This is a genomic window from Pseudomonas lundensis, assembly GCF_015377145.2.
GTDB lineage: Bacteria > Pseudomonadota > Gammaproteobacteria > Pseudomonadales > Pseudomonadaceae > Aquipseudomonas > Aquipseudomonas lundensis.
In genome coordinates this window covers 3,843,219-3,860,406 of the sequence record NZ_CP062158.2, presented here as the reverse complement: position 1 = coordinate 3,860,406, position 17,188 = coordinate 3,843,219, and the positions used below count along the sequence as shown (strand labels likewise).

Here is a 17,188-nt window from a genome sequence, read left to right as displayed (position 1 = left end):
ACTCCCGTTGGCGTTGTCATCAAAAGCGCCAGATCACGTCAACGAACGCGCGGTGCATGTACGAATCCACCCCTTTGCCGTACGCATCGCCCGGCTTGAACACGCCGCCGCGAAAGCGCACCAGCGCCGAAGGTTCATCGATGGACTGGCTCAACGCGGCAGGCAACAGGCCTTGCTTGAAGTACTTGGTCACCACCAGGTCCATTTCCTGACCGAGGTCTTTTTTGCCGTCCATCATCGGCAGCGCGGTGCTGGCCAGCAGGGCGTCTGTCGGGTCTTCGTTGTTCTGCACGGCATTGATACCGCTGGCACCGATCGGCTTGTTGCCGTCGACCCGCCAGAATTTGTGGTAGACCAGCGAGGCGTCGTATTCGTCGCGCAATTGCCACGAACCGAACAGGCTGGCGCTCTGGATGTTCTGCATTTCGCCCCGGAACGCTTCACCAAAGCGGTGAACCCGCGAGCGCGTACCGGTGAAGTTGGAGCGGTTGCTCTCCAGACCGGTCTGCTGGTAGTTGGCGCTGGCGCGCGAGTAGGCGGCACCCACTTGCCAGTTCGGGTCCAGACGCAGGCGAACCCCCAGGTCGGTGGCCCAGCCATCCACGTCGTCACTGGCTTTGGCGCCAGCAAGGTTGCGGCCGTCCACGGTGGAGGTGGCGAGCTTGTCGCGCTTGCCGCTCATGCCGGTGACGCTGGCCCAGTAATTCACCGTGTGGGTGTTGCGGTAGTTGTAGGCGTCGCTGTTGGCTTCGAGGCCGAGCCAGGTCAGGTCGCCGTTCTGGGTTTTGTCCAGTGCGTCGACTTCTTCACCCTGATGCTTGAGCGAACCATCGTCATGGGTGTGATGGGCGCGCAGGCCGACCCATTGGCCGGGCGTCCACTGCGCCGAAATATCACCGAACAGGTGCAGGCGGTCTTTGTCTTGCGGGGCCAGTTCGGTCAGGTCGGTGCGGTATTCGCTGAAGCGTTCGGCCGCGCCGAGGTTGGCCTTGAGCAAGGTGGTGTCAAACGTCCAGGCCAGCGCTTCGATATTGGTGTCGCGCCATGTGCCGTCGTCATTGCGCAGACGCTGGCGACCGAACTTGAGCTGTTCGCCGGGGTAGGCGGTGAAGCCTTTGTAGCCGACCCAGAATTCGCGCAGGGCCAGGTAGCTTTTGTCCTGTTTGCGCGCATCGCTGCTGCTGTTTTGTTCGGTGTCCGATTGTTGCAGGGTGTCGGTTTCGATGATGTCGCTGGACGTCACCGCCTGGCCCATGGCGTACGCACTCCAGTTGCCGCGTTCACCGTACACCCAGGGGCGCAGGTCAAGGCCGATGCCGTTGACGTCGCCGCCACTGCGGGTGCCGAGGTCGCGGTCGTCTTCCGATTGCGCGGTGATCTTGGTTTCCAGGCCGAAGTTTTTTTCATCGGTCAGCGCCGCCAGGGTCGGGCATGACCACAGCAGGGCGAAGGTCAGGCCGATCCCGGCTTTTACAAAAGGATTCAGGGTCATAGGGCTTCCTCGCCGTTTTCTTCGGCCAGCGTCTGCACCGCCAGAGCGTTCTGGCTCAGGGTGGCGCGCAAGGCTTGTTCTTTTTGCAGCAGGCGCTGAGCCGCGGCGCGTTGATCGGCGGGCAGTTGCTCGTCGAGTTGGGCCGCCAGTTCATTGGCTTGCGGGGTGTTTTGCAGCTTGGCCAACTGGCTGAACACATAGGCGTTCATGGCGTTGGGCTGCGTGCCCTTGCCCTGGGAGAACAGCTGGGCGATGGCGAAGTCCGCGCTGTTCTGGCCGTTACGTGCCGCTTTGAGCAAATGGTCGAGGGCTTTTTGCGGGTACACCTGCCCCAGATAGCCGCGACGGTAAAGCTGGCCGAGGTAGTAATCGGCGGCCACTTCTTTGTCCACGGCGCGCTGGAAATGCGCTTCAGCTTGCTGCGCATCCGGGGTCAGCCATTTGCCGTCGTAATACAGCTTGCCCAGCAACAGTTCGGCGCGGGGTTGATCGGCGGCGCGGCCGTTGTCCAGGTATTCCTGCAACTGAGCGACGTCGCCCTGATCGGGGAAGTCGTACAGCAATTGCGCAAGGCTGACCCACGCAGCGGGGTAGGCCGGGGCAATGTTTTCCAACAGCGAACGGGCCGTCTGCGGGTCGGGTGTGCCCAGGTTCGCATCGGCCAGCACACGGGCCACGCCATCGACTTTTTGCGCCGAGGCGGTGCCCCGGTTGTAAGCGCTTTGCAGTTGCGAAATCAGCGCGGCCTGTTGCTCGGTGTTGCCTTGTTTCTGGTAGACCGTGGCCAGCTCGACGTAACAACTGTCGTTGGCGGACAAGGCTTGGCGGCAGATGGACTCGACTTCATCCAGGTGCTGGTCGTACGTGCCTTCGATGCGGTACAGCGCCACTTGGGCCAGACCGGCCTGCGGGTAGCCTTCGGCGCGCCACTGGCTGATTTGCTGCTGGGCGTCGATCCGGGGGAAGCTCTGCGGGTGCTGCAAATACAGCATCGCCAACGGCGTCAGGCTGTTGGCGTCGCCACTGGCAAACGCTTGTTGCAGCAGCGCTTGCGCCTCGTGCAACTCGGCCTCGCTGGCGCCGGGTTTGGCCGCCAGCAAACGACCCAGACGCGCCTGAGCGCGGGGCGACGTTTTGGCCGCCTCGCGGTAAGTGGCTTCGGCTTTTTTCAGCTGCTCGGCGTCGCGGCTTTCCATCCAGATATCGGCCAGACCGACCTGCGCCTCGGTGTAACCCAAGTCCGCCAGCGCCTGATAGTTGCGCTGGGCAGTGGCCGTGTCGCCATTTTTCAGGGCTTCATTGGCCAGACGCTGATCGGGCAGGCCGGAGCAGCCGGCGAGGGCCAGGGTCAGCAGGCAAAGCGTAGGGAAGGCGTTCTTCATGATTACAGACCTGCTGCCGAGGCTTTGCTGATCAGCCAGTCCGTCGACGGACCGCGGTCACTGCGTACCTCAACCGGGCGACCGGCCAGGGCGCTGTCCAGCGGGGCATCGGGCTTGATCTGTACGCGGATGTCGGAAGACAGGTCATCGCTGTTCAAGCTGGTGCTGCTGATGATTTTGCCGGTGCGCTGGTAGTCTTCACCCGCCACCTGGAAGTTCACGCGGGCACCCGGCAGCACGTCGCCAAACTGGCGATAGCTGAAGCGAGCGGCAATGTTGGCTTCGCTGGTACGCGGCACCAGTTTGAAAATCACGTCGCCTTTGCTGGCGTATTGGCCATTGGCAACCACTTGCTCGGCCACCACGCAATCACACGGCGAGGTCAGGGTGCCGGTCATTTGCTTGCCAAACAGGGTTTCGATATTGGCCGGCTGCAACTGGTTTTCGTCCAGATGGCCTTTGAGCACGTCCAGCATGCTGGTGCTGAAGGTCGCAATTGGCGCGCCATTAGCCGCCAGGTTGTCGTCTTTGACCAGGCTTTGCACGGTGCCGTCGCGGGGCATGGTGATGTTCAGGCCGGGGACGCTGACCAGCGCCGACTGGGCGTGGGTGACGAAGTACACGCCGTACACCGATTTGACGATAAAACCGAATGCCACCAACCCGACGACAAATACGCCGGCACTCAGCACCACGGCTTTCATGCGACCGAACGGGGTCATGCCGCTGCCGCCATCCTTGACCTTGCGCGCCTTGGTGAAGTTGTCGCGCTGCAAGGTGGCGAGCACTTCGCCCATGGTCACGATATCGCCGCTCAGGTGCGAGGTGATGAGGTGACGCAAGGTGGAGATGTCCTGTTGATCGAGGTTCTGGAACTGGCAACCGACGCGCCCGCTCTGGCGGTCAACGTTGCGTACCAGCAGCTCCACGTCCATCGCCAACCCCAGGTTGTCGATCACAAACTGCAAGCGGCCCTTGTGCACTTCGCCCACGGCCAAGGATTGGTTGGCGGCGTAAAAGCTCAGGCCACCGGCCGACAGGTCAATGATGCTGACTTCCATCGGTGTGCGGTCTTTGCCGAAAAAGCGCAGCTTGGCCGGGATTTTGACCCGTGCGTGCTGACGTTGGGCTTCGGATTCGTGGACAACGTTGGTGTTTACTTGAGTGTTCATAAGGTCTTGTTCCTGGTTAATTCGATCGGGTCGGGTCAGACCATCGTCAGCAGCACGGCAACAAAGATGCTGGCGGCCGAGAAGGTCATGGTCCGAGACGACCAGGTGTTGAACCAACGTTGAAAGCTGGCCAGATCACGGGTCAATTTGGTGTCCTGACGGGTCCAGGATTGTTGGTCGAGGCGGAAGAACACGTAGATCTTCACCAGCGCACCCACAATCTGGTTGTAATAAAGAATCAGCGGGTAAGCCGGGCCGATGCTGTGCCCGGAGCAGGCCAGCAACAGGGTCAAAATCAGGCGTGTGATGCCGATCCACAGCAGGTAGGCGATGAGGAACGTGATGCCGTATTTGGCGCTGGCAATCAGCGCGACGGTCAGGCCGAGCAACGAGGTCCACATCGAAATGCGCTGGTCGAACAGCACCACACTGGTGAACAGGCCGAGGCGCTTGACGCCCAGCCCCAGTGCCCGGGCGTTCTGCCGCAGGTTGTTGCCGTACCAGCGGAACATCAGTTTGCGGCTAGCCTTGATGAAGCTCTTCTCCGGCGGGTGTTCAACGGTGTGAATGGCCGCGTCCGGCACGTAGAACGTGTCGTAGCCCAGGCGCATCAGGCTGAACCAGCTGGACTTGTCGTCGCCGGTCAAAAACTTGAAACGGCCCAGACGCCAGTGCTGCAACGAGTCGCTTTCTACGTCGGCAATGAAGTCCGGGTCAGTGACCACATTGGCGCGAAAGACCGACATCCGCCCGGTCATGGTCAGCACGCGTTTGGACAGGGCCATCGAGCACATGTTGATGTGGCGCTGGGCGAAGCGCAGCTTGTGCCACTCGCTCATGATGTAACCGCCGCGCACTTCGCAGAACTCGTTGGTGGTCAGGCCGCCGACATTGCCGAACAACTGGAACCACGGCACGGTTTTGCGCACGACGCCGGGGGCGAGCACGGTGTCGCCGTCGATCACGGCCACCACGGCACGGCTGTCCGGCATGTGCCGCGAGATGGCGCGAAAACCAAAGGCCAGGCCGTCGCGCTTGCCGGTACCGGCAATGCGCACGAAGTCGAGTTTGACGCGCTCTGGCGGGTTAAGGCGCTCCCACATGCTCTTGACCAGCAGCTCGTCGGACATTTCCACCAGCGAGCACACCACTGTGGTCGGCAGGCCGCATTCGATGGCTTCGCGAATGACCGAGCTGTAGACCTGCGCCGTGGTCAGCGCGTCGATACGAAAGCTGGTCACCATCAAAAACACATGGGACGGGTCTGCCGCTTTGCCCAGCTTGCGCACTTTGCGTCGCAGGTGCGGGTACACCACATATAAAAACAGCATGCCGCGCAGGAAGTGCGTGGCACCCATTGAATAGCGCCAGATACCCACGGCGCCAATCAGGAAAATAAAGTTTTTCGACTCGGAGTCGAAGGTCGATGTCGGCAACGCCAGCGCGAGGCCCATCAACAGCGTGAGGTAAAACAGCCAACCGGCGGCTTGGAGAAGGCCGTGTTTTAGCCTGAGCATAATGAGGTTCCGTTTGAGCATGGAGGCTGTGATGCGCAGAGCGTGTAGTCGCTGGCGCAGGCTGCGATCGTTCGAAGTGTCAAAGATCGCAGCCCGTTTCACTCGTCAGCGGCTATAGCGCTGTTGTTACCAGCAAATGCCTTCGGTACGGCCGACGGTGCAGGTGGCTTTGGACATGAAGCCCACCAGGTCGATGACCTGTTTGCCCTGTGGCGCGGTTTCGGCCAGCGCACGGAACTTCTCATCGCGGTTGCCCAGGATGATCACGTCGCTGTTGTTGATCACGGAGTCGAAGTCCGAGTTGAGCAGGGACGACACGTGGGGGATTTTGGATTCGATGTAGTCTTTGTTCGAACCGTGGACGCGGGCGTATTCGACGTTGGTGTCGTAGATGCTCAGGTCAAAGCCCTTGCCGATCAGCATTTCGGCCAGTTCCACCAGCGGGCTTTCGCGCAGGTCGTCAGTACCGGCCTTGAAGCTCAGGCCCAGCAGGGCAACTTTGCGCTTGTCGTGGCTGGCGACGATGTCGAATGCGTTTTGCACTTGCGACACGTTGCTGCGCATCAGCGAGTTGAGCAGCGGCGCTTCCACGTCCAGCGAGCTGGCACGGTAGGTCAGGGCGCGCACGTCTTTTGGCAGGCACGAGCCGCCGAACGCAAAACCCGGACGCATGTAGTACTGCGACAGGTTCAGGGTTTTGTCCTGACACACCACGTCCATCACTTCGCGGCCATCGACGCCGACGGCTTTGGCGATGTTGCCGATTTCGTTGGCGAAGGTGACTTTGGTGGCGTGCCACACGTTGCAGGTGTACTTGATCATCTCGGCGACTTCGATGTCCTTGCGGATGATCGGGGCGTCGAGTTCTTCGTACAGCGATTGCAGCACGTCACCGGAGGCTTTATCGAACTCGCCGATAACAGTCATTGGAGGCTGGTCGTAGTCGGCAATCGCGGTGCTTTCGCGCAGGAATTCCGGGTTGACCGCGACGCCGAAGTCGACGCCGGCCTTTTTGCCCGAGCACTCTTCGAGGATCGGGATGACCACATTTTTCACGGTGCCCGGCAGCACGGTGCTGCGTACCACGATGGTGTGGCGCGATGTCTTGTCGCGCAGCACGGCGCCGATTTCGCGGCACACGGCTTCGATGTAATTGAGCTCCAGGTCGCCGTTTTTCTTGCTCGGGGTGCCGACACAGATCATCGACAGGTCGCTTTCGCGGATAGCCGAAGCAAAGTTGGTGGTGCCGCGCAGGCGGCCATTCTGGATGCCCTGGGCGAGCAACTCGCCAAGGCCCGGTTCAACGATGGGCGATTTGCCGAGGTTGATCAGGTCGATTTTGTCCTGAGAGATATCTACGCCGATCACTTCGTGACCACGGGCGGACAAACAACCGGCGCACACGGCGCCAACGTAACCCAAACCAAATATGCTGATGCGCATCGCAATTACCTCTGTCTTGTATAGGCCAATTAATGGCCGGACTTAAAGTGTGGGCGCACTTGGAACTACGGCACATAAAAGCCGTAACGCCGGGTGCAGGCATCGTTAAGTTTTAAGTTGTTGGAAGTTGCACCTTTAATGTGCAACTCATCACTATCAGTAAGGCATGTCAGATGATGGGGACGGCCTTGGGTGGGCGCCTGGCGCCGCGCGCTCTCTTATTTTTAGCCTTTGAAAACAAAGGGTTATAGCTATGTTTCAGTCACCTTTGTTTTGGCTTTTTAACAACCGATAACACCAGGGAGTTGGTCTTATCTGTGTAAGTGATATCTCACAAGCTCTGTAAGAATCGTTACGGGTTGTATGAGCGGAGGTATCGGACATAGTTCCGGGCCGTTCATCCCGTTTTCGACGAAATTTAACAAAATGAAAAATGATGGCACTGGTTCCATATTGATAGCACTTCAGGTTTTACCCTTTAGTTATAGGGTGTTCATCAGAGAGGATAGTTAAGTGCCACTATGGATAAATAAATTAGGTGCCACTATGAAAAAAAGTCACATCTGTCGAGTGAATTTAAGTTCATGGATATTTTAAGACGTATTTTTGGCGTCAAATATTTGGCTGTTCGGGGTGAAGTGTGAAAGGGGTCACACGCAGGTGAGCTCCCCGTTCAGGCCGGGGAGCGTCAAAAAGGCGGGGGTTATTCGGGGGCGTGGTCGCGCAAAAAGACCAGCGAGTCCGGTTTGGATTGCTCGGCGCTGTAGTAGTAACCCTGAGCATCGAACTGCTTGAGCTGTTCAGGGGTGTTGATGCGTTCCTTGATCACGAAACGGCTCATCATGCCGCGGGCTTTTTTGGCATAAAAGCTGATGATTTTGTGCTGCCCGTTTTTCAGGTCCTTGAATTCGGTGTTGATGATGCGCGCGTTCAGGGCTGATTTCTTGACCGCCGAAAAGTACTCGTTGGACGCCAGATTGAGCAGCACATCATCGCCCTGGGCGGCCAGTGCTTCGTTGAGCCACTCGCTGATGCGCGTGCCCCAGAAGGCGTACAGGTCTTTGCCCCGCGGGTTGGCCAGTTTGGTGCCCATCTCCAGGCGATACGGCATCATCAGGTCCAGCGGGCGCAGCAGCCCGTATAGCCCTGAAAGCATGCGCAGATGGGTTTGCGCGTAATCAAAATCCGCCTCGCTGAAATCCACGGCATTGAGGCCGGTGTACACATCACCCTTGAATGCCAGCAACGCTTGTTTGGCGTTTTCAGGGGTGAAAGCAGGTGTCCAGCTGCCGAAGCGCGCGGCATTCAGGCCGGACAGCTTGTCGGACAGGTGCATCAGCTCGCCAATCTGCTGCGGGCTCAGTTCGCGCAGTTGGCCAATCAACGCCTGTGAATGATCCAGGTAGTGCGGCTGGGTAAAGCGCTGGGTGGCCGGCGGCGTCTCATAGTCGAGGGTTTTAGCGGGTGAAATCACCATCAGCATGGGGTCGTCTCCTTTAAGCGTCGGGGGATTCTAGGGGGTTGGGCGGTTTGACTCCACCTATGACGCCGATAGAACGCACAGGCCGCTGATGAAAGGGGCGGGGTGGAATCTGGCAGGGTCTGCACGCGAGGACAGCGACGGAGTATCAAAAGGCATTTGGTGGGCAGCAGGTTATAGTGCGCACAGTTTTTACAGGGAGATTGATTCGTGCGCATTGCTCTTTTCTTGTCGGCCTGGCTGGTGTGCCTGAGCACGGTGGCGGCGCCCAATGAGCCCGCAACGCTGGATCGCAGCACGTGGCCAGAGCCGTTAATCAGCCCGGCCCTGTTCGATGTGGCCTCGCGGGCAGAAATCCTCAGCTTCGCCCATGCCCTGTTAACCAGTGAAGCGCTGGACGAAGCTGCGCTCAGTCAGCGTCTGGGGTTGAAGATCATCAACATGGATGCGATTGATACGGTCCGTCAGCGCCTGTGGCAACGGCTGTTGGCCAACTACAACCTTGCCCAGCAGAGCTGCGATCAGGACGCATCGTTCTGTTATTACGTCGACGGGATGGACAGCCTGCGCGAGCAAGCGGGCAAGTTCGAGATCGCTGAAGACTCGTTCTACGTGAACTGGGCCGAGCCGAGTGCCACGTTTCATCGTCACTACCTGGACGAGCTGTTACGGCTCGCCGCGCTGTTCCCGCAGACCGGCAGTGAGATCGCACTCTACGGTGAGCATGAGTTCAATGGCGAGGCGATGAATGACCGGCTGTTCATGTTGTCCTTCGACAGCGGCCCCACCCAACTGCCCGGCACCACGGACTGGCTCACCGACTACCTGCGCAAACAATCCCTGAGCGCGACGTTTTTTGTCTTGGGCAACAGCGTGCAGGCGCGGTTGAACAAACAGTCCGAGCAGCAGCTGCAGGCGCTCTACAAAGGGCAGTGCGTTGGCGTTCAGGGGTGGGAGTACCGTTCGCATAGCCATTGGAACGATTGGCAAGATTCAATCCTGCGCAGCACAGCGTTGGTCAAACGAGCCATTCCCGACAGTTACGTGCCTTTATTCCGCCCGCCCTATGGGCATCGTCGTGAAGACAGCGGGCCTTTTTTTCAATCCCAGGGGCTGCGTGTGGCGCTGTGGGATATCGATTCCCAAGACATGGCGTCCAGTTTGAGTGCCGAGCAATCGGCGCAGCGTGTGCTCAGCCTGATGTTGCTCTGGCGTCACGGGGTGATTGCCTTCCATGACACTCAAAACAAAGTGCGTACCGCGTTGCCCTGGCTGATGAAAGCCACGGCCCAGAGCGGTATTGGTTGGGAAGAGTGTGCGGCCTTCGGCCAATAGCAGAGGCCAGGGAACGCCCGCCGGTCAAGGCGGGCAGTGAACTCACAAAAGGCGCAATGCCACGTCGCTGCCAACGCGCAGGTATTCGACTTGAGCCACGAGGGCGTCTTTGACAATGGCCTCGCCGGTGTCTGTCAATTTGGCTTTTTTGGCGTCGATGACCGACAGCTGCAGCAATTGCATGGCCACATCCATCGCTTTTTGAAAGGCGGTGATGTTGTTGTGCAGGCCAAATTCGCGGATGACCGCATCCATACGCTCATCGGCATTGTCACGAAGTTGTTGGAATTCGGTGATAGACGCGCTGCCGTCCTTGTAAATCTCCAGCAGCATCTGTTCCAGGGTTTTGGAAATAGGGGTCATACAACGTCCTTTGGCTTTAGCAGTAAGTGGGCGCCGGTCTGAATCAGCCCGTGCGCAACGAAGCTTAGTGCTGCCAAAAAGAAGGGCGGGTAGGCGTCCTCGCTGCTGTGTGTAAGAGCAGTCCGGCCGTTTGGGGGGAGGATTCGAATCAGGCGTTGTGGTGCCCGAAACAGGTGAATGTGGGGCCTGAAATGAGCCAGTGCTGTTTCAGGTAATTACTAAGCCTAGTAGCGGTTTGGCATTGCGCCAAGGGCTATTCGTCTTTCTGAAAAAAATAGTGCCCGGCCGCGAAAAAGACTTTTTCTTGTCACACTTTTTGGAGTATTACGAAGACAGACCGCCGAAACCTGCCACACAGGTGGCGTCTTTCAGGACACCACGGGGCAGGTGATCAGGCCGTCATATCGAGGCGCAGCACTGTTGAGGTATTGCGTCGAATGGCTCCCACAAAGGTGACCGAGTATGGATGATCACGGACGTACGCCTTCCTCCAACCAGCCAATCCTTTATGTACTCGATACCAATGTTCTGATTCACGATCCCAACGCCCTGCTCAACTTCGAGGAACACCACGTCGCGATCCCGATGACGGTGCTCGAAGAGCTCGACAAACTCAAAACCGGCAAATTACTGGTGGCAGCGGAATGCCGTCAGGCCATCCGTTTGATTGATCAGGTGCTGGGTGTGGCTTCGCCCGAAGACGTTGAAAAGGGCGTGCCCATCGAGCGCGGCAAAAGCGGCCCCAAAGGCTTTCTGTCGATCCTGATGAACAAGCGCAGAGAACCCAATGCGCTGCTGCCTGAAACCCTTAACGACAACATCATCATCAACCAGTTGATTGATTTGCACGCCCGCTCGCCCGAGATTCAGGTGGTGCTGGTAACCAAAGACATCAACATGCGCCTCAAGGCCCGGGCCTGCGGGATTGAGTCCGAGGATTACAGCACCGATCAGTTGGTGGACGACGTGTCGATGCTGTCACGCGGCTATCACACCATGACCGGTTCGTTCTGGGACCGCGTCAGCAAGGTGGAAACCCGTCAGGGGCACGGCAGCACGTGGCACCAGGTGCAACTGATCGAAAACCTGCCCTCGGTACACATCAACGAATTCATCATCGACGAACAGGGCTTCGTGGGCTGGATCAAGGAGGTGCGCAAGGACCACCTGCTGATTCTCGACATGCACCAGGAGCCCTTGCTTCATCAGGAAGCCTGGGGCCTCAAGCCACGTGACATTTACCAGGGGCTGGCGCTGTATGCCCTGCTTGATCCGGACATCCATCTGGTCAACCTCTCGGGCGCCGCGGGTTCGGGCAAAACCATCCTCGCGCTGGCCGCAGCCATTGAGCAAACCATGGTCAGCAAGCGTTACCGGCGCATCATTTGTACCCGCAGCGTGCAAGGGCTGGACCAGGAGATCGGCTTCTTGCCCGGCACCGAGGCCGAGAAAATGGAGCCGTGGCTGGGGGCGATCACCGACAACCTGGAAGCGCTGCACATGGACGATGAAAGCACCCACGGCAGCGTGGACTACATCCTGAGCAAGGTGCCGTTGCAGTTCAAATCCCTGAACTACATCCGGGGCCGCAGCTTCCAGCAAAGCCTGATCTTGATCGACGAATGTCAAAACCTGACCCCGCATCAGATGAAAACCATCATCACCCGTGCGGGCGCGGGGTCCAAAGTGGTGTGCCTGGGCAACCTGGCGCAGATTGATACGCCTTACCTGTCGGCCACCAGTTCGGGCCTGACTTACCTGACGGAGCGTTTCAAAGACTTCCCGAACGGTGTCCATATTGCCCTGCAAGGGGTGCCTCGTTCGATACTCGCCGAGTACGCCGAATCGCACCTGTAAACCTGTCATTTCACTCCAGATCCGGGCGGCCATGAGCCGCCCTTTTTTTTGGCAAAACGTGCCTTGAAACGCCGTGGCTGAAAAAGGCCAACTGCGCAAGAAGTTGCGCACTCATTTGTGGATAAACCTGTGAATACATTGCTACAGACCATATGCCTATTGGTCTGTAGAGGAGTGCGCAAGAAGTTGCACAGTACTGCGCAACTTCTTGCGCACTTTTCCCCTGTTTTTGGCCCCAAAAACACCCTATCAAAAACCCGATTTCGCTATGTGTTTGCTTTAAAAGGAATTCCTAAAAGCTGGCACGAACCTTGATTAATCGATTCAGCGCTTGAGCGATTGTGTGGCCGCTCAAGTGCCTGTTTTCAGCAAGGAGAACCTCCATGGCGGAGCCGAATTTCATGCCCCTCACGGGCCCCCGACAGGGGCTAATTATTGCCGTTGCGAACACTGCATTTGGGTGGGGACACCCTGTCACGACGCGCGTGCAAACCGGGGCATGTTTCAAGGCGTCTGCCAACGCGCGTCGGCTGCTTTTCGGTGCCGAGGCCGGGTGTTCACCTGTGGTTGGTTGTGACCGACCTGCTGCCTGAAGGCAACCCTCGTTCATCACGGAGGTTGCCGTTCCTAACGTTGAGGTGTTCACCCGAGGAGTCATGGATGTTCAGTCCAGCCAACGAATCGCAATTTACGCTCACCATCCAGGGGCTTAAGCATGACCTGCGTGTGCTCAAGTTTCATGGACAGGAGACGATCAGTACCCCCTTTGCAATCACGGTCGAGCTTGTCAGCGAACGCTCCAATCTTGACCTTGAACGCGTGCTGCACCAGCAGGCATTTCTGGCGTTCAACCGCCATGGCAACGGGATTCACGGGCAGATTTATCGCATTGAACAAGGCGAGTCGGGCAAGCGCCTGACCCGCTACAGCCTGACGCTGGTGCCTCACCTGGCGTACCTGCGCCATCGCACCAACCAGCGGATCTTTCAACAGCGCACGGTGGCGCAGATCATTGCCTGCGTGCTTGAAGAACACGGCATTCAAAGCGATACCTATCAGTTCCAATTGAATGCCAGCTACCCGCCGCGAGCGTACTGCGTCCAGTACGACGAGTCAGACTTGCACTTCATTCAGCGGCTCTGCCACGAAGAAGGCATTCACTACCACTTCCAGCATGGCGAACAGTCCCATGTGCTGGTGTTTGGCGATGATCAGACCGTCTTCCCGCGACTGCGCCGCCCCACGGCCTACGTACAAGACAGTGGCATGGTGGCAGATGAGCCTGTTATCCGGCAGTTCAAGGTGCGGTTTGAAGCCCGCCCCAGCCGTGTCACGCGCCGCGATTACGATTTCGAAAAATCCGGTTTTGTGATCGAAGCCGACCACCGTCCCGAGGTGCAGACCCCACAGCCCGATCTGGAGGACTACGACTATCCCGGTCTGTTCGTGACGCAAGATCGCGGTAAGCCCCTGACACGACGCGCCCTTGAGCGGCACCGCGCCGACTACCTTCAGGCCGAGGGCAACAGCGATCAGCCGACGCTGGTCACGGGGCATTTTCTCTCCCTCACCGGGCACCCGCGTAAAGAATGGAACGACCTGTGGCTGCTCACTGAAATCCACCACCAGGGTTATCAGCCGCAAGTGCTGGAAGAGAGCACCTCCTGCGACCTCGAACCGGACACGGACGCGTTCGAGCAGGGCTACCGCAACACCTTCCTGGCCACGCCGTGGGATGTGTTTTACCGCCCCAAACAGGCTTACCCCAAACCCCGGGTGCTGGGCAGTCAGACCGCGTTGGTGACCGGGCCTGCGGGGGAAGAGATCTATTGCGACGCCTATGGGCGCATCAAGGTCAAGTTCCATTGGGACCGAGCAAGCCAGGGGGATGACACGTCCAGCTGTTGGCTGCGCGTGGCCTCCAGCTGGGCAGGCAGCAGCCACGGCAGCGTGACGATCCCGCGGGTCGGCATGGAAGTGCTGGTGACTTTTCTGGAAGGCGACCCCGACCAGCCTGTGGTCAGCGGCTGCCTGGCCAACAGCCGTCACCCGGTGCCTTATCCACTGCCGGCCAACAAGACCCGCACGGTATTGCGCAGCCGCAGCACCCCCCACAGCACCGGGTTCAACGAATTGCACCTTGAAGACCGCGCGGGTCAGGAACTGATCTACCTGCGCGCCCAGCGCGACATGCAACGCAAGGTCGAACACGATTGCCGCCTTGAGGTGGGCAACGAGCGGCATGAAACCATCACCGGCAACAACATCGTGGTGCTGGAAGCCGAGGACCATCGCACCGTGGCTGCGGACCGCAAGGTCGAGCTCAAGGCCAATGACTATCTGCACGTCGCCGTCAGCAGCCACACCCGCGTGGGGCAAGCGCTGGTGGCCGAAGCCGGGCAAGAAGTGCACATCAAGGCGGGCGCCAACCTGATTCTCGACGCGGGTGCGAGCCTCACCCTGAAAGCGGGCGGGGAGCACATTGTCATTGGCGGCGGGGGGATATTCAGCAGCTCCCCGATTCAAATCGGCGGTGCTCCGGCCAGCGGCACGGCTGCCGCCCCGTTGCTGCCGGGGATGCTCGGGCTCATGGCCACGCCGTCCTTGCTTGAGCACGGCCAGGACCCGACGGCGCAGGCCTCGCCAGCCCCTCAAACGCCACTGCCCCCCAAGCCCGTCTGCAAGGACTGTTTACTCGCCGCGCAGGCCAAGGGCGAAGCGTTAGTGGCGCGTTGATATTCAGGTCACCAAAACAATAAGAGAAAGGAAGGAAAAGCCATGACCACGAACGCAAAAGAATGGCTGCATCACTTGATGGGCGAAGCCCGCAGTGCCGGAATCGATCATCTGGACCTGCTGCTTAACGGCGCCGTACTGCCAGAGGCGCTGTTACCGCCGCTGCTGGCACTGAGCCCGGCGCCTGAGTGTCAGTGGCTGCTTGAGCACACCCCCGAACAGGCGCTGGCTCATCAGGGGCCGGTGTTACTGCGCATCGCCCTGGGGGATCAGGCGCACATTGCAGCGACAACGCACTTATTCACCGCCGTGCACGCGCAGTTTTGCGTGCTGGCCCTGATCAGCCGTTGGCCTTTCGACAAACTGGCCGTGCAATTGCGTGGCGCCACCCAGGCAACCTGGAACAAAGGCGCCAGCAGCGGCGTGTTGCGCTACTACGACACGCGCCTGTTCAGGCATTTTTGTGAGCAACTCGACCCTGAACAACTGGCGCCTTTCCATGGCCCGGTGTGCCGCTGGCACTGGATCGACCACGACGGCAAAAAGGCCTCGCTGTGCGGTCTGGACATCAACCCCCAGGACCACAGCGCATTGACCGGCCTGACCTTAAGCGCAGCGCAGGTCCAGCCGTTGCACGCCCTCAGCGCAGCCCTCCAGTGGCTCAAAAAAAATGACTGCACGCCTGCCCAACATGGGTTTACCAGCCATGAAGCGCTGATTCGATGCCTGACAGGCATCCACCTGAACCTCAGCCGGCAACAGTTGGAAAAACCGCAACACGAAGCCTTCATCGCCAGCGCACTGAGCGAATTCCCGCCCTTAAGCCTCACCCCCAAGAAGGCCGCCTTATGACCCGCGCAGCTTGGCTCATCGTCATCAGCGGCCTTGCACTCCAAGGCTGCACCCCGCCAAAGCCCGTGTGTCTGGGTGCCCCCATCGAGGGGTACAGCCATACCTCAGCGGCGATTAACCGGTTTTCTGTGAACAGGGGCGGCGGGCCGAACATCAGTCCTTATAGCGGCGGCGGCAAACAAAATTGCTGCGCGTCGCTGCCGGTGAAATGGCACCCCGGGCTGACGGTGGTGGTTGAGTGGGTGAAGGATCCTGATCCGCATGCTTATGTGAACTGGCCTCCTCTCGGAACTGACGGTTATCGGGCTGCTTATAAGTTGCATGCAGCGAAGTACACCCATCATCGAGCCGTTGTGCCTGTTGCGCAGTACGAGGACTTAGGAATTGTAAATGTGCATTTCCTGCCTTGTAACCAAGTAGCCGTTTCGGCTGGGACGACTTATCCGGGTCGTCCCGATTATCCGTTTCACTTCCCTCAAAAAATGCAGGAGCCCGCCACATGTCCAGAGTCCTGATTCGAGTCTTGTGGCTGATGTTGATCAGCGGCCTTGCGCTGCAAGGCTGCACCCCGCCAAAGCCCGTACGTCTGGGTGCCCCCATCGAGGGGTACAACCATACCTCAGCGGCGATTAACCGGTTTTCTGTGAACAGGGGCGGCGGGCCGAACATCAGTCCTTATAGCGGCGGTGGCAAACAGAATTGCTGCGCGTCACTGCCGGTGAAATGGCATCCCGGGCTGACGGTGGTGGTGGAGTGGGAGAAAGATCCCAGTCCGTATGACTCAGTCAATTGGCCTGATCCTCCGTTTTCGGATGCTTGGAGCAAAGCAGCCAGAGAGCATGAGGCCAAATACACCCGTCACCGAGCTGTTGTGCCTGTTGCACGGTACGAACGGTTGGGGGTTGTGAACGTGCACTTCTTGCCGTGCAACCAAGTGGCAGTTACCGCGGGGCTCATGATGCCCGGAACGCCCAAATATCCTTATCACTTCCCACAAAAAATGCAGGAGCCCGCGACATGTCCAGAATCCTGATTCGAGTCTTCTGGCTGATGTTGATAGGCGGCCTTGCACTGCAAGGCTGCACCCCGCCAAAGCCCGTACGTCTGGGTGCCCCCATCGAGGGGTACAGCCATACCTCAGCGGCGATTAACCGGTTTTCTGTGAATGGTGGCGGCGGACCAAATCTGGCGCCGTATGGCTACGGGGGTGGGCAAATGTGCTGCGCGTCATTGCCAGTGAAATGGCACCCCGGGCTGACGGTGGTGGTGGAGTGGGTGAAAGATCCTGATCCATATGCTTATGGGCGTTGGCCTGAACGGGTGTTTTCTGATGCGTGGAGTAAACGCATGGAAGAACACAAGATGCGTTACACCCATCATCGAGCCGTTGTGCCTGTTGCGCAGTACGAGGACTTAGGAATTGTAAATGTGCATTTCCTGCCTTGTAACCAAGTAGCCGTTTCGGCTGGGACGACTTATCCGGGTCGTCCTGATTATCCGTTTCACTTCCCTCAAAAAATGCAGGAGCCTGCGACATGTCCACAACCATGAATTCATCT

The 17,188-nt window shown here is 58.9% G+C and carries 14 protein-coding genes; 7 read left to right on the top strand and 7 right to left on the bottom strand.

The window, feature by feature from the left end:
- Positions 1 to 19 precede the first annotated feature (19 nt).
- The 6 genes from IF654_RS18175 to yaaA all read right to left on the bottom strand — a co-directional run bounded on the left by IF654_RS18175 (position 20) and on the right by yaaA (position 8,489).
- On the bottom strand, positions 20 to 1,492 hold the full coding sequence (locus IF654_RS18175; protein WP_194862166.1) for an alginate export family protein: 1,473 nt from the start codon (positions 1,490 to 1,492) through the stop codon (positions 20 to 22).
- Positions 1,489 to 2,874 (bottom strand): alginate biosynthesis TPR repeat lipoprotein AlgK, encoded by a 1,386-nt coding sequence (gene algK, locus IF654_RS18170; protein WP_099421401.1) that lies wholly within the window; start codon positions 2,872 to 2,874, stop codon positions 1,489 to 1,491. The genes IF654_RS18175 and algK overlap by 4 nt, the downstream gene beginning before the upstream one ends.
- Before the next feature lie 2 nt (positions 2,875 to 2,876).
- A complete protein-coding gene (locus tag IF654_RS18165; RefSeq protein WP_194862167.1) occupies positions 2,877 to 4,046 on the bottom strand; it encodes an alginate biosynthesis protein Alg44 in 1,170 nt (389 codons plus the stop codon).
- A gap of 35 nt (positions 4,047 to 4,081) precedes the next feature.
- A complete protein-coding gene (gene alg8, locus IF654_RS18160) occupies positions 4,082 to 5,563 on the bottom strand; it encodes a mannuronan synthase (RefSeq protein ID WP_047273441.1) in 1,482 nt (493 codons plus the stop codon).
- 126 nt (positions 5,564 to 5,689) lie between these two features.
- Positions 5,690 to 7,006 carry a nucleotide sugar dehydrogenase gene (locus IF654_RS18155; protein WP_047273442.1) on the bottom strand — a complete coding sequence of 439 codons (1,317 nt, stop codon included), beginning with the start codon at positions 7,004 to 7,006 and terminating at the stop codon, positions 5,690 to 5,692.
- A 703-nt stretch (positions 7,007 to 7,709) separates the two neighbouring features.
- Positions 7,710 to 8,489, bottom strand: a complete 780-nt coding sequence (gene yaaA, locus IF654_RS18150) for a peroxide stress protein YaaA (RefSeq protein ID WP_047273443.1) — start codon at positions 8,487 to 8,489, stop codon at positions 7,710 to 7,712.
- Positions 8,490 to 8,696: 207 nt separating this feature from the next.
- Here yaaA and IF654_RS18145 point away from each other — a divergent pair, with 207 nt between their 5' ends.
- Complete coding sequence (locus IF654_RS18145; RefSeq protein ID WP_194862168.1) at positions 8,697 to 9,821, top strand: polysaccharide deacetylase family protein; 1,125 nt, start codon at positions 8,697 to 8,699, stop codon at positions 9,819 to 9,821.
- 42 nt (positions 9,822 to 9,863) lie between these two features.
- On the opposite strand, the gene IF654_RS18140 is transcribed toward IF654_RS18145, so the two are convergent.
- A complete protein-coding gene (locus IF654_RS18140) occupies positions 9,864 to 10,184 on the bottom strand; it encodes a hypothetical protein (protein ID WP_047280065.1) in 321 nt (106 codons plus the stop codon).
- A 462-nt stretch (positions 10,185 to 10,646) separates the two neighbouring features.
- Here IF654_RS18140 and IF654_RS18135 point away from each other — a divergent pair, with 462 nt between their 5' ends.
- The 6 genes from IF654_RS18135 to IF654_RS18110 all read left to right on the top strand — a co-directional run bounded on the left by IF654_RS18135 (position 10,647) and on the right by IF654_RS18110 (position 17,180).
- Entirely contained in the window at positions 10,647 to 12,041 is a 1,395-nt protein-coding gene (locus IF654_RS18135) for a PhoH family protein (protein ID WP_047273446.1), read from the top strand.
- Between the two features lie 660 nt (positions 12,042 to 12,701).
- Complete coding sequence (locus IF654_RS18130; protein ID WP_194862169.1) at positions 12,702 to 14,777, top strand: type VI secretion system Vgr family protein; 2,076 nt, start codon at positions 12,702 to 12,704, stop codon at positions 14,775 to 14,777.
- 42 nt (positions 14,778 to 14,819) lie between these two features.
- The gene (locus IF654_RS18125) at positions 14,820 to 15,629 is read left to right on the top strand and encodes a DUF4123 domain-containing protein (protein WP_047273448.1); all 810 of its coding nucleotides are present in this window, start codon (positions 14,820 to 14,822) and stop codon (positions 15,627 to 15,629) included.
- Positions 15,626 to 16,144, top strand: coding sequence for a DUF3304 domain-containing protein (locus IF654_RS18120; protein ID WP_194862170.1), 519 nt, complete (start codon positions 15,626 to 15,628; stop codon positions 16,142 to 16,144). The genes IF654_RS18125 and IF654_RS18120 overlap by 4 nt, the downstream gene beginning before the upstream one ends.
- Positions 16,129 to 16,662 carry a DUF3304 domain-containing protein gene (locus tag IF654_RS18115; RefSeq protein WP_194862171.1) on the top strand — a complete coding sequence of 178 codons (534 nt, stop codon included), beginning with the start codon at positions 16,129 to 16,131 and terminating at the stop codon, positions 16,660 to 16,662. The genes IF654_RS18120 and IF654_RS18115 overlap by 16 nt, the downstream gene beginning before the upstream one ends.
- Positions 16,647 to 17,180, top strand: a complete 534-nt coding sequence (locus IF654_RS18110; RefSeq protein WP_196325520.1) for a DUF3304 domain-containing protein — start codon at positions 16,647 to 16,649, stop codon at positions 17,178 to 17,180. The genes IF654_RS18115 and IF654_RS18110 overlap by 16 nt, the downstream gene beginning before the upstream one ends.
- The last annotated feature ends 8 nt before the right edge of the window (positions 17,181 to 17,188 follow it).

Bases quoted from the DNA above. Each gene is read 5' to 3' on its own strand.
- IF654_RS18120 (WP_194862170.1), top strand. From the start codon at position 15,626: ATGACCCGCGCAGCTTGGCTCATCGTCATCAGCGGCCTTGCACTCCAA.
- IF654_RS18130 (WP_194862169.1), top strand. From the start codon at position 12,702: ATGTTCAGTCCAGCCAACGAATCGCAATTTACGCTCACCATCCAGGGG.
- IF654_RS18135 (WP_047273446.1), top strand. From the start codon at position 10,647: ATGGATGATCACGGACGTACGCCTTCCTCCAACCAGCCAATCCTTTAT.
- IF654_RS18165 (WP_194862167.1), bottom strand. From the start codon at position 4,046: ATGAACACTCAAGTAAACACCAACGTTGTCCACGAATCCGAAGCCCAA.
- IF654_RS18115 (WP_194862171.1), top strand. From the start codon at position 16,129: ATGTCCAGAGTCCTGATTCGAGTCTTGTGGCTGATGTTGATCAGCGGC.
- algK (WP_099421401.1), bottom strand. From the start codon at position 2,874: ATGAAGAACGCCTTCCCTACGCTTTGCCTGCTGACCCTGGCCCTCGCC.
- IF654_RS18175 (WP_194862166.1), bottom strand. From the start codon at position 1,492: ATGACCCTGAATCCTTTTGTAAAAGCCGGGATCGGCCTGACCTTCGCC.
- IF654_RS18140 (WP_047280065.1), bottom strand. From the start codon at position 10,184: ATGACCCCTATTTCCAAAACCCTGGAACAGATGCTGCTGGAGATTTAC.
- IF654_RS18125 (WP_047273448.1), top strand. From the start codon at position 14,820: ATGACCACGAACGCAAAAGAATGGCTGCATCACTTGATGGGCGAAGCC.
- IF654_RS18155 (WP_047273442.1), bottom strand. From the start codon at position 7,006: ATGCGCATCAGCATATTTGGTTTGGGTTACGTTGGCGCCGTGTGCGCC.
- IF654_RS18110 (WP_196325520.1), top strand. From the start codon at position 16,647: ATGTCCAGAATCCTGATTCGAGTCTTCTGGCTGATGTTGATAGGCGGC.
- alg8 (WP_047273441.1), bottom strand. From the start codon at position 5,563: ATGCTCAGGCTAAAACACGGCCTTCTCCAAGCCGCCGGTTGGCTGTTT.
- yaaA (WP_047273443.1), bottom strand. From the start codon at position 8,489: ATGCTGATGGTGATTTCACCCGCTAAAACCCTCGACTATGAGACGCCG.